Genomic DNA, 16,202 nt, shown 5'->3' with positions numbered 1-16,202 from the left:
GGGTGTGCGGTGTGGACTTGGGTATTGGCTCAGGTTGGCTTCGTGACGTCTATAATTAGGTCACGTTTTATGATTGAATGGTTCTTTTGGGCAGACAGGCGCTGACATGCTAAAATAGAAGGTAAATTCGAGATTACGAGGTCATTATGCAAGCAGAGAAATTGATGCAGGTTAAGGATGCAGTGTTAAAGTTAAGACAACAACTTCGATCGGGACAAATCTATCAGTCACTGCCCAGTCGAATGGCAACGCTGATTAAGCAGTTACCGAGTACCGTGACGACCACGGTAACGATTCCGAGCGACGAAGAGGTGCTTCCACTGATTGCAACACTTCATGAGCAGTTGAAGAAAGGCACGTTGACCGCGATGAGCGACGATCAAATCAAATTATTGATGGCACACGTTGGTTCGCTGAATCCGCTGGTTCGTGATCAAGGCGTCTACTATTTGTTAAACGAGGCATTACAGCAGCAGGTACTCACACCGGAACAGTTGGGCGATATTTTTGATCAGTTGATTCAAGATCAGATGTTATTTGCACACATCGATGAGCCGCAAAATGATGCCATTTATCAGCGGTCATTTGCGATACTATTACTGTCAGTGCTCTTGTATGCGGACCATGCGGGTCTCAAGTTTATGACACCCGCGCGGCTGGATCTAGTTGTTGAGCAAATGACAGTCTACATTTTACTCGAAAAGGATACTCGGGGGTTTGTGGGCACCACCGGTTGGGCGCATGCGTACACGCATATTGGCAATATCTTAGATGAACTGGCAGATGAGTCTCAACTCGCACGTGCGGATAAATTATTACTGTTGGCCGCATTGATTGCTCGTTATCAAAAGTTAACAACGCCGTTGATTTTTGGCGAGCCAGAACGACTATCGACTTATTTGACCTTGATTACAAACAAACATGAGCTTTATTGTGATTATTTGTTAACTGCGATGAAGGACTGGCATCAGCAGTTGATGATGCATACTCGTCCGGCTAGTGAAGCTGAATGGACGCAGATTTTCAATCGTAATCGATTATTGGAAGCACTTGCATTACACGATGATCTGCCAACGGCCGTCGTAGATTATTTGGATGATGAATTAGAATTTTTAGGTTAGTTTTGGAAGGAAGTCTTTTGAATGCAGGCAAAAGCAGTTGGATTAACGCAAGGGTTGCCAGTGAGCGATCCGAATAGTTTACAAGATGTCACCATTAATGTAAATCAACCTCGTGGCCGTGATATCTTAGTAGCCGTCTTAGCAACCGCAGTCAATCCAATCGATACGAAGCAGCGGCAAGGTCAATCGCCAGTGACAACGCCGCGAATACTAGGTTTTGATGCCGTTGCTAAAGTGTTGGCGGTCGGTGAAGCAGTGACAACGATTATGACAGATGATGTCGTTTATTATGCTGGCGCCGTCGATCGGCCGGGGAGTGATGCTCAGTATCAATTGGTTGATGAACGGTTAGTTGCGTGTGCCCCGAAAACGTGGTCGCCGGCGCAGTCAGCTGGTCTGCCGCTAACGACACTGACAGCTTGGGAAGCATTGTTTGAAAAATTACCATTCACTGCAGCGGCTGACGCGAATCTTGGTCAGAGCGTCCTTATCATCAATGGTGCTGGTGGGGTTGGCTCGATGGCCATCCAGTTGGCAAAGTGGGCGGGTCTTCAAGTTATTACGACGACTGGTAAGCCAGAAACCACTGAATGGGTTAAGCGGTTAGGTGCTGATATCGTCTTAGATTACCATCAGGATCTGGGATCGCAATTAGCTGCGGCCGGTTTGCAGGCTGTCGATCATGCGATACTATTACACTCTACGGATCAATACTTGCCATTAGTGACACCGCTAGTCCGGCCACTTGGCACAATCGTCGCCGTAGTGACAAATCAGCACCCCTTGCCAATGGCGTTACTAAAGCCGAAAAGTTTGAATTTTGCTTGGGAGTTTATGTTTACGAAGGCTAACTATCAGTTGCCATCGATGGCGACGCAGGGGAGTATTCTGGCACAGGTAGCGCAACTGGCCGATGCCGGGGTGATTGTACCGACGACCAAGCGGACTTTAGCTGGAATTAATGCAGCAAATTTGCGAACTGCGCACACAATCGTAGAGACGGGGCAAATGTTGGGTAAGATTGTCTTGACTGCGCCATTTGACGCGTAAAAAACAACGTTTTATTGTAAAAATGTTTTCAATTGTGCTCAGATATTGTAGAATTAACTAAGCCGTAGTATGAAATAAACCTTGATAGGATGAACAAAATTATGGAGACACAAAAAAAGATCCATGTTGGTATGTTGTTTGGTGGTAACTCTTCAGAACATGATGTTTCGAAGCGTTCAGCGCACAACATTTATGATGCCATGGACAAGAATAAGTACGAGATTGACTTGTTTTTAATCACGAAGAACGGGATTGTCTTGAGTGATGCTGCAACTCGGCGCGTATTTGATGGTGAACCAGAAGATCAAGTCGTCGCCGAAGAAATGCCAAAGTTGGACATGAGTGATCCATTAGCTCCCATCAAGAACCTGACACTGGCCAAAGATATTGATATCTTCTATCCAGTGGTTCATGGTAACTTAGGGGAAGATGGTACTTTACAAGGGCTGTTCAAGTTATTGAAAAAGCCGTATGTTGGTAGTGGTGTCTTAGCGTCGGCAGCTAGTTTTGATAAGGATATTACGAAGCAGATTTTAACGCATCATCATATTCAAAACACCAAGTACGTGGTGGTTACACCGGAAAACCGGGACCAAATGACGTACGCTTATTTACAAGCCCACGTGGGTGATCATTTATTCATTAAGCCAGCCAATCAAGGATCGTCGATTGGGATTCATAAAGCTGAGAATGAACAAGAATACTTGGATGGTTTGGCCGATGCGTTCAAATATGACTACAAGATTTTAGTTGAAGAATCGATTGACAATCCGCGTGAAGTGGAATGCTCGATCTTAGGCAATGAAAATCCTAAGGCATCTAAGCTTGGTGCCATTGATGTGCCGAAGACGGACACGTTCTACGACTATAATAATAAGTTCGTGGATGCAAGTGGTGTGACGTTCGAATTACCAGTCGAATTACCAGCTGATTTGACGAAACGGATTCAACAGATGTCGCTAGACGCGTTTAAAGCGCTTGGTCTAAAAGGAATGGCACGCGTCGATTTCTTAGTGTCTGAAGATGGTGAACCATACTTGGGTGAAATCAATACGTTACCTGGTTTTACTAACATTAGTTTATATCCAAAGCTATGGGAAGTTTCGGGCATTAGTTATACGGCGTTGATCGATCAATTGATCCAACTTGGTTTTGATGAATTCAAACGTCAATCTGATATTCACTATGATTTCGTTGCGTTAGACGCGGAATAAGATAGTAATGAGTTTTGTGGTGGTTGGGATGAAGCGATTCATCACGGCCGCCTTTTTTTGTGAGGAGGGGTCAGGTTGTTAAGTCGCGGATGGCACTTAGTGATGCAGGGAGCGCGCCAACTGGCTGGACCGCTAGCCTGCTGGTGGTTGGCCGGCATATTGCTGGCGGTACTCGCTAAGGTGCTCGGGATTCTGGTCGGTGGGGTAGTCAGCTTGCTAGGCTTGTTGCTTTTGAGTGCCTGGTTACCAGCCATGGTCGCTCGTAGTAATCATGAGTCGTGGCAGGCCGGTCAATTTTTGTATCGCTGGGTGCTGTTAATGTTTACGGCGGTGTGGTGGTTACCACTCGGTTGGTTAGGCTATTTAGCAACTTTACAAGCGAGCATACAATTGCCAGCGACTGTTCAAAATATAATCTTTAATACGCGTTATGACTGGCTTCCTGTGGCGGGACCACTTTGGCTGTTGGGCTGGCTGATTAGCTGGAAGTGGTTACCAGCACTCCAACGCCAATTGACCGCTCCGACCAGCTGGCGTAATTATTGGCGAACGGGTTGGCGGATTTCCTGGTGGACAGTCTTTAAAAAAAGTCGAAATGTGTGGCTGTTCCTGATTAGCTGGCTCGTTATGGCAATCATTAGTGGTGGCATAGTGTGGGCTAGTGGCGCTGTTAGCCAGCTGGTCAGTCAATTTATTGCAGTTTTCATGATGACTGGGTTGCAACTGCTGGCTTGGTTAATGTTTATGGGATGGTGGTCGTGCCTTTGGCCAGAAACAGCAATCGCCGGTCACTCTAACTGGCAAACTGGGCTACTTACGTTGACCGGTTTGCTAGTCTTGGGTGGTTACGCAGGCTGGTGGCTAGGAACGCCACCAACGGCGCCGCTAGCAATTATTGCACATCGGGGTGTTAATGGTCGTGACGGTGTCCAAAATACCACAGCGGCGCTTAAAAGGACTGTAAAGCAAGTTCAGCCTGATATGGTCGAAATGGATATCCAGCCGACAGCGGATCGCCACTGGGTCGTCATGCATGATCCAACGCTGAAAGCTTTAGCGGGTCAACCCGGTCCCGTTCATGAGTACCCCGTTGATAAGTTGAGTGGATTACCACTACGGGAGCATGGTCAAAAAGGCTACTTGAGTACGTTTAAGCAGTACTTTGCGGTGGCACACAAATTACAGCAACCTTTATTAGTCGAAATCAAGTCAGTTGGGACGGCTGATCAACTAATGGGGATTTTTGCCGACAACTATGCACAACGACTGATACAACAAAAAGGGGCGGTACACTCTTTGGACTATCGTGTGATTGAACGATTACATCAACGGGCGGCGCAACTACCGGTTGGCTTCATAACGCCGTTTTATCTGACGGATTTTTCTAATTCCGTCGCGGGATTTTATTCTTTACAAGCACTGACCGCGACCCGTGAGCAGATCAGTGCGGCCCACCGCCAACATCGGATCGTCTACTTCTGGACTGTTGATCGGCCGCTTGCAATGCAGCGACTGACGGCCATGGGGGCTGACGGGCTGATCACAAATCGACCGGGCCAACTACGAAGATTACAGGGTCAATCTAAGCATTATTATTTTTATCAATTGATAAATTGGTTAGTTAGTTGGTTATAAACTACTGAAAGAAGTATGAGAACTAATCTTAATTATTAAGCCACGTCAACCGATTAATTGAGGGTGTCATGACAATTGATGTTTGCTGTTAATAAGGTTAATTTGCTCCCCTTTAAATCGCTTTCAGTAGTTCTCACTTTTAATGAACAAGTCCTTGATTAGGGTGGTTAACGAACTGTAAGCCTGGATAATTAATAAATGACCTTCGGCCGATATCATGGTATAAACTTAATATTAAATAAGAATTACGCGTATTTCTTGCTAAAATTCCGTTATGTGAATATAATTATATGCGTAATTGGTATTGTCCAATTGGTTAGTGCTCAATTATTCGAACGGATTAACGAGGATTGATTAGGTGTCACGATACCCTTGTTCATTTAGTGGGGGCAGCAAGGGGAGTTACAAAATGAGTTTGGTTTAAGGCAATCAATGAAGAGGGGTTAAGCATGAGAATATTAGGAGAAAAAGTGCGGCAGTTCAGAAAGCGGAAGGGCATGTCGCAGAAGGAACTGGCTGATGGGATTTGTACTCAGGCAACGATTAGTCTAATCGAGAAAAAAAGTAAAATTCCAAGTATGAAGATTATGATGAAAATTTGTAATCGATTAGGAATTCGTTTATCGGAAGTCATTATTGAAAATGACGACCAGTTATATCGGACCTTCAAAAAAATTGATACTTTGATTCGACATACACAACTGGAAGAGGCTCAGGATGTGTTCCAGCATATCCGTCCGAAGCAGTTACGTAGTAATACGGATAAGAAACAGTATTATTACTATGAGGGCTATCTTCAATTAGTGCTCAATGACAATGCTGACGAAGCCATCTTTAACTTTGGGATGTTGCTTAATCAGTTCGTCAAGTCTAGTCACGATATGTTTGCCATCCTGGCCACACTTGGAACCGGCTTAGCTTATGAACGTAAGCAGGCCTATGACAAGGCTGAAATTTTTGTCAAACAGGCAGTTGCTACCTTACACACAATGGATGCGCAAGCAATGCCGATGGGTGACGACGATTACTTACAAAATGAAATTTTGATTTACGCCTCAGCCGCACAATTGTATGCTAAGATCAATTTTCCAGAGGAAGCTTTGGAGTTGATCGACTTGGCACTCAAGAAGGCTCAGGAGAGTCAGTCACTTTATTTATTAGACCGTTTGTATGCACAAAAGGCGGCCAATGAAGTTGTTTTAAATAATGTCCAGTCAGCGCATGATCACTATTACGTGGCGTATGCGTTAAGTCTGGTGACACATAACAGTAGTTTGACCGAAAAAATCACGAAAGAAATGGCCGAGTACCATATTGCACCCTTGCAAGTGGCTAACGACGCTTAGATAACGTGATAGGACAGTTAGCGGTGAACGGCCGCGCTTAATGGGAGATATTGCGGTTCCCATTAGGCACGGCACACCGCTGACTGTCCTATTTTTAATACCGGGGGGAATGTGAAGATGAGTTGTCAAAACTGTGGTTACCAAAATTCACCGCATGCCGTGACTTGCCTAAAATGTGGTCATCGTCTAACGCCAGTGAATGGTGATGTCAATCAGCAAAGCCGAGTCCAGCGGCGGCGTCAACAATCACGGCGGACAACTTTTTCGAGTCGCTTTAGGCCACAAACACTCCTTGGGGTATTAATTGCGGGGTTACTATTGCTGGGTGGCGGCTATATCGTGGGACAACTATTGTGGTCGTCTACGACATCGGCAACTGCCGAGTCGGCAGGTAAAAGCCAGGTGCATAAGCCGGCTGCCAGCGATTCTGACGCACTGATGAAGGCAACACAGACATTTCCGACTACGACAGTTACTGATCTGGTTGCGCAAGCAACGAATGGGTTGGCTGGTCAAACTTCGGTAGCGGTGATGCCATTAACGGGTAGCCAGACCGTGGTTTTGAATAATCGAGCGCAACGTGCTGGCAGTTTGATCACGTTATTTATTATGGTCACTGCCTTTGATCAGGTCCATCAAAATAATTGGCGCATGCAGGATCGTTATACCCTGCGTGCTGCCGATAAAGTTGGTGGAACCGGGACGTTGCACACGTTACCAGCTGGAAGCCAGTTGACGTATGCTGAAATCACGAAACGCATGATTACGGAGAGTGATAATACGGCTGCTAATATCATGTTGGATCGTGTTGGCGGCTTCTCGGCGGTCAACACGGAAATTGCACAGTTGGGTCTGACTGATACAAAAATGGCTCGGCGGTTAATGGATACTGCCGCACTAAAGGCCGGGCATGATAACGATACTTCGGTTCGGGATGTGGCAACGGTGCTGAAACGACTGGCGAACCTGCGTTTGATCTCGAACAAAGCCGATCACGCGATGTTAACGATTTTGAAGGCGAACACGGATCACAGTAAGTTGGTCAAAAATCTGCCAACACGCGCGACAATCTATAACAAAACTGGGGACTATCAAGCATACGGTGTTCAAAATGATGCGGCCATCGTTCAGAATCGTCAGGGAACTTTTATCATGACGATGATGACTGCTAGTGGGGAACGTACCGCGCAAACGGTCGCGATGAATGATCTTGGTCAGGCGCTTTACCGGGCAATTTTAGAGCAGTAAGCGGTATGATTTTGGCAAATAGTAAAAAATCGGCCAGTGAGGTAAGTAACTTCACTGAGCCGATTTTTATTGTACGTGTATCAAAAGATTACTTTTTCTTTGGTTTAGGAGCTGGCTTATTTTCCAAGTCAGTCCGGACAACGAGAACGTCACAAACAGCCATCCGAGTGACATATTCGGTGACTGACCCGATCAATAAGCGTTCAACCGCGTTGAGACCAGTTGCGCCAATCATAATTAAATCGATGCCCATATCCTTAGGAACGTCGCGCGCAATAATCGTCTTAGGTGCGCCATATTCAATCGAATAATCCACGTTATCTAAGCCGTCCGCCTTAGCTTCTGCAACGTACTTGTCCAACGTTTTTTGAGCAGTATCGGTCACTTGTTCAACCATGGTCGTATCAAAACTAGAAATGTTTTGGAAAGCACGGGTATCAACCACGTGGACCATGTGAACTGAGGCGTTAGGTCCGTTCCGTTTCGCGACGGCAACCGCCTTTTTAAATGCTAATTCCGCTTCATAAGAACCATCAACAGGAACTAAAATGTGTTGGTATTGTTGTAACATCATTCTCACCCCTCATTACTTTATAACTATATTGTAAAGGTTTTCGCAAAAAATAAAAAGCGTTTTCTATGAGATTTGCATGAAACTCACTAAAATTAGTGCAATTGCCATCATAATCAGTGAACCGCTAGCCAGTACAATGGCAATTAGCATTGTCGCTTGAACAAAGATGGTCACGAAACAGGCGATGGTAACTAGTAACATTAAGCCGCCACCATAGCGTGCGACGTGTTTGATTGTCGGCGCTTTGTTCGGGTCAAAAAAGAGAAATGGTCGGGACTGGTGCGTCAGCAGATAATAACTGAGCCAACCCGCAATGAGCGTGTATATGACAAGCAGTAATGTAATCAAAATGAACCTCCAACAGGTGATGTTAATCTTATTTTAGTTGATTCCGGAAGAGAAGACAAATGCAATGCTAGCTAAAGATAAGCGATTAGTACTAGTAGTTCACACAACACAATTTAGCGTCAAATGATTGCGACACACGTCATGCTGGTTTTATGAGGATGAGTAATTGTTCAGGAGTGTCGGATTGTTGCAGAAATACCCAAACCAGCGTGATGGACTGTATTTCAATAGCCGAGATTATTCATGTATAACCGGCTTCCCAATTAACCATTCTCCCCATGAGTTTTGGACGGTGTTAGTAAAATGACGTTGTGAACTTGGGTCGCTTTCACGCCACAAAAAAAGGCCAGGAACAAGTCCTGACCAACGGAAGTAAACTTCCGGAAAAACTAGTGGTGCCGTTAATCGCCCTTCAGTATTGACCCGCTTTAAGGCAGGTGGGACGTTCTGACTAATTCGCTAACTACCAAAGGATAAGGCATGTTATGGAATTAGCTAACGGACATCCCAAAGTAGTATTAATTGTTCGGCAACACTTTGTTTAGAGCAATGCGCACACCTTAGTAATTTCGACTCTTAGTCTAGCATATAAAAATAAAAGTTGCAATTATTAGCACAACCAAGGTATTGTTAGCGATTTCTCTCGTTAGCCTTTAATAATTTTTCGTATTGTTGCGCAAGGGCTGTTTCGTAGCGGCCATTTGTTTTGGGCTCGTAATACTTGGCTGATTTGATGGCATCTGGTAAATACTGTTGAGCGACCCAATCACCCGGGTGATCGTGTGGAAAATCGTATCCAACACCATGACCGAGTTTGGCAGCGCCTTGATAATGCGCATCCTTGATGTCGGCCGGGATATCACCGAAATGGCCGTCACGGACCGTTGTGAGCGCGGCATCAATGGCACTGATCCCTGAATTTGACTTTGGCGATAAGGCTAATTCAATCACAGCGTCAGCTAGCGGAATCCGTGCTTCAGGAAATCCCAATTGATCGGCAGCTTGAACAGCTGCGACGGTGTGGGCACACGCGGCTGGATTAGCTAATCCAATATCCTCATAGGCAATCACCATCAGCCGACGCATAATACTCTTTAAATCCCCCGCCTCAACTAGCCGGGCTAAGTAGTGTAATGCAGCGTTTACGTCGGAACCGCGTATGGACTTTTGAAAGGCCGAGATCACGTCGTAGTGGGCGTCACCATCTTTATCTGCGGATAAGGCTTTCTTTTGCAAGCATTCTTCAATCGTTTGTTGTGAAATGGCGATGGTGCCGTCATCGGCCGGAGACGATGATAATACGGCCAATTCTAACCCATTGAGGGCACTGCGCAAATCACCGTTGGTAGCGGTGCACAGGTGGTGCATGGCCGCGGGTGCTAAATCAACGTGGTAACTGCCAAGACCGTTTTTTTCGTCAGCGAGGGCTCGTTCCACCGCGTGCTGAATATCATCGTCAGTGAGCGGGAAAACTTGAAAGATCTGCGTTCGACTACGGATGGCTGGATTAATGCTAATATATGGATTTTCGGTCGTAGCACCAATCAAAATGATGCGGCCACTTTCTAAGTGAGGCAATAAAAAGTCTTGTTTAGTTTTATCCAACCGGTGGATTTCATCCAGCAGAAGAATGACCGTCCCGCTCATTTTGGCTTCTTCGGCTACGATTTGAAGTTGTTTTTTACTGTCGGTAGCTGCATTCAGCATGCGAAAAGCATACTTGGTGGAACCGGCAATGGCACTCGCGATACTAGTCTTGCCAGTACCTGGTGGGCCGTATAGAATCATTGATGATAGTCGTTTGGCTTTGACCATCCGGGCGATGATCTTGCCTGGGCCGACCAATTGTTGCTGGCCGACAACGTCTTTCAGCGTTTTTGGTCGCATCCGGTAGGCTAATGGTTGTTGCATCGTTTGAAATCCCTCCTTGCAAAACTAGTCCCAACTATTATAGCATTTACAATGAAGGACACCGAATAATCAGTTTAACGAACAAAATAATTATAAAGGATTGATCATTATGGAATTAGATGCCGTTGGTAAGGCAATTGTACAGTATCACTTAGTCCCACTCGTTCATCAGGCTAATTTAGGACTAGAGGTCACCATGCACCGGGTGGACGACCATGGTCACTTAGCGACGACAGCACACCCGCAAGCGTTTGGATCAGCGCAACAAAATCATCAGTTACGTCCGGGCTTTTCCGCAAGTGCTTTAAAGTTTACTACGCCGGTGCGTCGTGACATTCCTGCATTGATGGCGTATCTGAAGGGCTTGAATACCGCAGCACGGTGGTCACTCGATGCGGACGAACGACTTTGGCCACTGTCGAGTACGCCTGTGTTGCCGGATGATCTAACGAACGTGCCACTGGCTGATGTTGATCAAGTCAGCTATCAGCGTCGTCGCGACTTAGCTCGTAAGTATGAGTTACAGCGATTAATGACGACTGGTAGTCACGTGAATATGAGCTTGAATGAAGCTTTATTCACCCGTTTATATACTGAGACTTTCCATCAGCAGTATCACAGTTATGTTGACTTTCGCAATGCAATTTATCTGAAAGTCGCTCAGGGATTGGTGCGCATGAACTGGCTGATTCAGTATTTATTTGGCGCTTCACCACGCCTAGCCGTTACGGATACTACGAGTCGTCCACAGCGCAGTAGTGTTCAACATCCCGATGGTCGCTACAGTCAAGTGACGGGAGACTATACGTCAATTGATCGCTACGTGGCCAAGTTGACGGCGGCTGTTCGTCAACAGCAGTTGTTGTCGGTCAATGATTTTGACGGGCCAGTTCGGCTTCGGAGTAATGGGCAGCTAGCTATGATGGCCCGGCAGGGGGTCTATTATCTTGAATACCGGGGCTTGGATCTCGATCCAACTAGTCCAGTCGGGGTGGACGCGAACGCGGTGGCATTTGTTCGTTTGTTGGCGAGTTATTTCGTAATGATGCCGGCACTTCCAGCTAAGATGGTATCCCAAGTCAACGCTCAAGCTGACCAATTGACCCGTCAAGTTTTGGGTGAAAATCCAACGACGGCTAGTGCTCAGGCCGTGCCGGCTGTTCAAGTTTTAGATGCACTTGCTGATTTTGTTAAAACCTATGGCCTACCAAATGAAGATGCCGTGTTACTCAAACAGTTGAAGTCGCGGGTCACTGATCCAAAGAAGACGCTGAGTGCGCAGATTGCCATGCAAGCCGATCCGTTAGCATGGGCACTCGAACGGGCTGCACGCTATCAGGAATCGAGCAATGAACGTCCGTTTGAACTTGCGGGCTTTACCGCGCTAGATCTATCGAGCCAGCAACTAGCCCAGCAGGCCTTGACGCGGGGAGTGCAGGTGGACGTTGTTGACCCACACGCTAACATTTTACGATTGACTAAGTTAGGACGGTCGCAATTAGTTGTGAATGGGAGCGGAACGGATTTAAATCCACAGGCGCTAACGACCGTACTGACACATAAAGCAGCGGCCAAACAAATTCTGGCTGAGCACGGGGTTCCGGTGCCGGCTTCACAGACATATCATACAGCTAATCAGTTGATTGCTGATTATGATCGATACGTTCAAGCTGGTGGGATCGTATTAAAAGCGGCGGATGAGTCGCACAAAGTAATTGTCTTTCGGATTATGCCCGAACGCGGACTGTTTGAACAAGTCGTCCGGCAACTATTCGAGCAAACGTCCGCGGTAATGGCCGAGGAAGTGGTAGTCGCATCAAGTTATCGCTTTTTGGTTATCGATGGTCGTGTGCAAGCAATCGTCGAACGAATTCCAGCCAATATTGTTGGTGATGGTCGCTCAACGGTCAAGACGTTACTTGATCGCAAAAATGGTCGAGCGTTGCGCGGGACCGCTTTTAAGTGGCCTCAATCAGCGCTACAGTTAGGAACGATCGAACGGTATCGCCTGGACTCATATCACTTGACCTTAGATTCTGTGGTCAGCCGGGGAACTCAGATCTTATTACGAGAGGATGCGACTTTTGGTAACGGGGCGGACGTGCTAGACGCGACGGCTGATATGCATCAATCCTATGTGCAGGCGGTGGAAAAGTTGGTAGCAGACTTACACTTAGCGGTCGCTGGGGTCGACGTGATGATTCCCAATCTCTATGCCGAATTAGTGCCAGAGCATCCTGAAATGGCGGTATACTTGGGTATTCATGCGGCGCCGTACTTGTATCCGCACTTGTTCCCAATGTTTGGTACTGCCCAACCAGTGGCGGGGCAGTTGTTGGATGCATTGTTTAAAAATGAAGATTAAGTTGCGATTGATTTAAGCTGTAATCATACGGAATTATACCGAAAAAATGAGCTTGACAAGGTAATCTTGTTAAGCTCATTTTTTATCCCTGGAAAACGCATTTGGACATTCTTAGATAAAATTTACGTTTAAATAAATACAACAGAAAATATGAAAACGATACCAAAAAATGTTGACAATCAAAATATAAGCTTGTATTATGATGAATGAAGAAAGTAGTTCTATTAAGGAGGGCGTAAATGGCAACGATTTCAGACGTCGCAAAGTTAGCGGGTTTGTCAGTCTCAACAGTTTCACGGGTTATCAATAACAGTCCACACGTATCAAGTAAAAAGAGAAATCTTGTTAAAGCAGCAATGACCGAATTGGGTTACGTTCCACGGCCGGCCGCTCGGCAACTGCGCGGGTCTAAAACGAATACAATTGCGGTTACAATTCCACGAATCGTGAATCCGTTCTTTGCATATTTGGTAGATGCTATTGAACGGGTTTTAGATGAGCAAGGTTATAGTACGCTGATTGTTCAGACTTTTGGTCGACCAGAAGAAGAGGTGACAGCATTAAATTTATTGAAAAATCAACAAGTTGATGGTGTGATTCTTTGCTCAATTGAAAACTCATGGGCAGTTATTGGAGCATATCAAAAATATGGAAAGATTGTCCTAGTTAATGAGTATCTAAAAGAAAAAGATGTCCCCGTTATTCGTTCGAATCAATATAAGGGTTTTTATATGGCAACCAGTTTTTTATATGATCAAGGGTATCGTAAAATTGCCTATGCTACTGGCCGTAAGAATATCGTGATTACAGAACGTGGAGAGGATTTTGATTCGGACCGGTTTGCAGGTTTTCAAGATTCATTAAATGAGCATCAATTACGTTTCAATCGGCAGTGGTTATTCACTGGCGCTCATACTTTTGAAGATGGTCGTAAAATATTACAACAAATATTGACACTGAATGTACGACCCGATGTGTTGATTGCGGGGAGCGATGAAGTTGCCATGGGTGTTGTTCAAGAGGCAGAACGATGCAAAATTAATGTTCCTAGTGCCATTGGAGTATTGGGCGTGGACGACCAGCCAATGTCTGCGAATCTAAAAATCCCGTTATCAACTGTACAACAACCGGTTAAAAGAATGGGACAAGCAGCTGCCGAAGTCATGTTAAAACAGATCAGTGGCACAGAAACGTCTACTGAAACAGTATTTGAGCTAAAGGTTATTAAGAGAGCATCAGCCTAATGCTCTTTTTAAAATAAATAATTTGGTATCGATACCAAAAATGGAGGAATTAATTATGTCAGTAATTTTAGCACGGGTAGACCAACGTTTGATTCATGGATTAATTGTTAATCAATGGGCACAAGCATTACAAGTTAAACGGTTTATGGTGGTTGATGATGAATTAAGTACTAACGAGGCCATTAAAGCAAGTATGCGGATGTCTAAGCCAGCCGGAACTGGGATGTCTATTATCAATACGGAAAAAGCTATTACTAACTTCAACGCTGGTAAGTATGATAATCAACGGGTATTTGTTTTAGTAAAAGAACCCGCTACATTGATTAAGCTTATTGAAGGTGGCGTCGAAATTCCTAAAGTTGATCTTGGTATTCTATTTAATGAAAGCGGTCGCAAACCAGTTACGAAGTTTGTTGCCTTAGATGATGAGGAACGTCGTGATTTGCAAATATTGGAACAGAAAAATGTCCCTTTGGTAATCCAGTACGTGCCAACTGATCCAGAAGAACCTTTTAAAGCGTAGACGAGGAGGAACTAATAATGTCAGGTATTCAAATATTACAAGATATTCTTATTGTTTTGTTAGCAGGGTATATGACGATTGATCAGAACGGTCTTGTGATTATGTCTTGGTTCCCGGTAATTGTCGGAACGATTACTGGTTTGATTATGGGAGATTTACCCACTGCGTTAACTATTGCTGGGACATTTCAATTAATGATGTTAGGTGTCGCCGCTTTAGGTGGTGCGTCTGCGCCTAATTACGGATTGGCAACAATTGTCGGTATTTTTATTGCTGTACGAACTGGATCTGGGATTAAGTCAGCGATTGCTGTTGGGTTACCAGTTGGATTATTAGCAATCCAGTTAGAAGTCATTGCACGGATCATCGTCAATTTCTTAGCGCATAAGATGTTAGGTGATGTTCAAAAGCATGATTTTCAGAAAATGCGTCGTGAAGCCTGGTGGGGTCCGGCCTTGTTCAGTTTGCAAACTGCCTTACCTGCAATTCTAATTGTTTTCTGGGGCGCCGATGTTGTCAAATTTATTTTGAACGTTGTGCCTAGTTGGGTTACAAACGGACTAACTGTTGCTGGCGGTATGTTACCTGTAGTCGGAGTTGGCATGCTATTACGGTATATGCCAGTCAAAAAGTTCCTTAGTTACATTATTGTTGGCTTTGTGCTAGCGGCATATTTGAAGATTGATGTCTTGGGTGTTGCCTTAATTGGATTTGCTGCAGCTTATTGGTACTTCTTAAGCGAGTCCAAAAAGGTCAGTCAAGTAGCAACAAATGCCGGTGTGGTTGAAGATGAAGGGGACGATTATGATGAATAAGCAACCAACAACTAAGATTACGAAAAAAGATCGTCGGCGGGCCGCGGTACGCTATAATTTTATGGCTTGCAATATCTTTAATTATGAATCCCAAATGGGACCTGCGGTGGCTTGGGCACTGGCACCAGCCTTACGAAAAATTTATGATGATGACGATGAGTATCAAGAAGCATTAGAAAATCATTTTAATTATTATAATTCGACAACTGTAATGTCTTCGCTGATTTTGGGCGCTTCATTAGCCATGGAAGAGCGTGATGGTATTAAGGCTAAGACAGCAGTTCAATCATTGAAGACAAGTTTAATGGGACCGATGGCTGGTGTTGGTGATACGCTTGTCTGGGTATTGTGGCCGACAATTATGGGATCGATTTCAGGGTATATGGCCTTACAAGGAAACCCATTAGGTGCAATCGTTTGGTTGATTGCAAACATTGTTTTTTGGTTTGTGAAACTTAAAATGTTTGATATTGGCTTTACCAGTGGTACGAAGCTTATTACGTCATTGGGTGAACGACTAAATATTTTTACAGAATCTGCCTCAATTGTCGGACTAAGTGTTGTTGGCGCTCTGGTTGCAACGGTGGTTAAAATTTCAATGCCTGTTAAATTTGCGGTAGGTAAAGTAACGCTTAATCTTCAAACCGGAATTTTTGATAAAATCATGCCTGCATTGTTGCCGGCATTACTGACTTTATTAATTTATCATTTGTTAGGCAATAAGAAATGGACACCAACAAAAATAATCTTACTAGTTATTGCAATATCACTGGTAGGAACATTTTTAGGCATCTTTAAGGCATAGGGG

Annotated in this window: 14 protein-coding genes and 1 other RNA gene; 11 read left to right on the top strand and 4 right to left on the bottom strand. The window is 44.9% G+C overall.

Annotated features, from left to right (window positions below; all coding sequences use genetic code 11):
• The first annotated feature begins 146 nt into the window (after window positions 1–146).
• From E5260_RS10170 to E5260_RS10145, 6 genes are all read left to right on the top strand, one after another.
• Window positions 147–1,121, top strand: coding sequence for a DUF2785 domain-containing protein (locus E5260_RS10170; RefSeq protein ID WP_003641456.1), 975 nt, complete (start codon window positions 147–149; stop codon window positions 1,119–1,121).
• 21 nt (window positions 1,122–1,142) lie between these two features.
• Window positions 1,143–2,171, top strand: coding sequence for a zinc-binding alcohol dehydrogenase family protein (locus E5260_RS10165; protein ID WP_003641457.1), 1,029 nt, complete (start codon window positions 1,143–1,145; stop codon window positions 2,169–2,171).
• A 101-nt stretch (window positions 2,172–2,272) separates the two neighbouring features.
• Complete coding sequence (locus tag E5260_RS10160) at window positions 2,273–3,385, top strand: D-alanine--D-alanine ligase family protein (protein ID WP_003644652.1); 1,113 nt, start codon at window positions 2,273–2,275, stop codon at window positions 3,383–3,385.
• Between the two features lie 75 nt (window positions 3,386–3,460).
• Entirely contained in the window at window positions 3,461–5,020 is a 1,560-nt protein-coding gene (locus E5260_RS10155; RefSeq protein ID WP_003641459.1) for a glycerophosphodiester phosphodiesterase, read from the top strand.
• Between the two features lie 449 nt (window positions 5,021–5,469).
• The gene (locus tag E5260_RS10150; RefSeq protein WP_003641460.1) at window positions 5,470–6,366 is read left to right on the top strand and encodes a helix-turn-helix transcriptional regulator; all 897 of its coding nucleotides are present in this window, start codon (window positions 5,470–5,472) and stop codon (window positions 6,364–6,366) included.
• Window positions 6,367–6,483: 117 nt separating this feature from the next.
• A complete protein-coding gene (locus E5260_RS10145; RefSeq protein ID WP_003644651.1) occupies window positions 6,484–7,614 on the top strand; it encodes a serine hydrolase in 1,131 nt (376 codons plus the stop codon).
• Between the two features lie 88 nt (window positions 7,615–7,702).
• Here the strand turns inward: E5260_RS10145 and E5260_RS10140 are convergent, their stop codons facing one another.
• The 4 genes from E5260_RS10140 to E5260_RS10125 form a co-directional block, all read right to left on the bottom strand.
• On the bottom strand, window positions 7,703–8,185 hold the full coding sequence (locus tag E5260_RS10140; protein WP_003644650.1) for a universal stress protein: 483 nt from the start codon (window positions 8,183–8,185) through the stop codon (window positions 7,703–7,705).
• A 66-nt stretch (window positions 8,186–8,251) separates the two neighbouring features.
• Window positions 8,252–8,536: a hypothetical protein gene (locus tag E5260_RS10135; protein WP_003641462.1), complete on the bottom strand. Its 285-nt coding sequence runs from the start codon at window positions 8,534–8,536 to the stop codon at window positions 8,252–8,254.
• A 382-nt stretch (window positions 8,537–8,918) separates the two neighbouring features.
• Window positions 8,919–9,106: non-coding RNA, 6S RNA (gene ssrS, locus E5260_RS10130), on the bottom strand.
• Between the two features lie 60 nt (window positions 9,107–9,166).
• Window positions 9,167–10,447 (bottom strand): replication-associated recombination protein A, encoded by a 1,281-nt coding sequence (locus tag E5260_RS10125; protein WP_003641463.1) that lies wholly within the window; start codon window positions 10,445–10,447, stop codon window positions 9,167–9,169.
• 109 nt (window positions 10,448–10,556) lie between these two features.
• On the opposite strand from E5260_RS10125, the gene gshAB reads away from it, so the two are divergent.
• The 5 genes from gshAB to E5260_RS10100 all read left to right on the top strand — a co-directional run bounded on the left by gshAB (window position 10,557) and on the right by E5260_RS10100 (window position 16,199).
• Entirely contained in the window at window positions 10,557–12,812 is a 2,256-nt protein-coding gene (gshAB, locus tag E5260_RS10120; RefSeq protein WP_003641464.1) for a bifunctional glutamate--cysteine ligase GshA/glutathione synthetase GshB, read from the top strand.
• A gap of 239 nt (window positions 12,813–13,051) precedes the next feature.
• Entirely contained in the window at window positions 13,052–14,056 is a 1,005-nt protein-coding gene (locus E5260_RS10115; RefSeq protein ID WP_003641465.1) for a LacI family DNA-binding transcriptional regulator, read from the top strand.
• Between the two features lie 55 nt (window positions 14,057–14,111).
• A complete protein-coding gene (locus E5260_RS10110; protein ID WP_003644648.1) occupies window positions 14,112–14,579 on the top strand; it encodes a PTS sugar transporter subunit IIB in 468 nt (155 codons plus the stop codon).
• Window positions 14,580–14,596: 17 nt separating this feature from the next.
• Window positions 14,597–15,394, top strand: coding sequence for a PTS mannose/fructose/sorbose/N-acetylgalactosamine transporter subunit IIC (locus E5260_RS10105; protein WP_003641467.1), 798 nt, complete (start codon window positions 14,597–14,599; stop codon window positions 15,392–15,394).
• Window positions 15,384–16,199 carry a PTS system mannose/fructose/sorbose family transporter subunit IID gene (locus E5260_RS10100; RefSeq protein ID WP_003644647.1) on the top strand — a complete coding sequence of 272 codons (816 nt, stop codon included), beginning with the start codon at window positions 15,384–15,386 and terminating at the stop codon, window positions 16,197–16,199. Before E5260_RS10105 ends, E5260_RS10100 begins: the two co-directional genes overlap by 11 nt.
• The last annotated feature ends 3 nt before the right edge of the window (window positions 16,200–16,202 follow it).

Origin of the sequence: Lactiplantibacillus plantarum, from assembly GCF_014131735.1 — a bacterium.
Lineage (GTDB): Bacteria > Bacillota > Bacilli > Lactobacillales > Lactobacillaceae > Lactiplantibacillus > Lactiplantibacillus plantarum.
The sequence above is the reverse complement of the archived record's forward strand: the minus strand, read 5'-3'. Positions and strand labels throughout refer to the sequence as shown.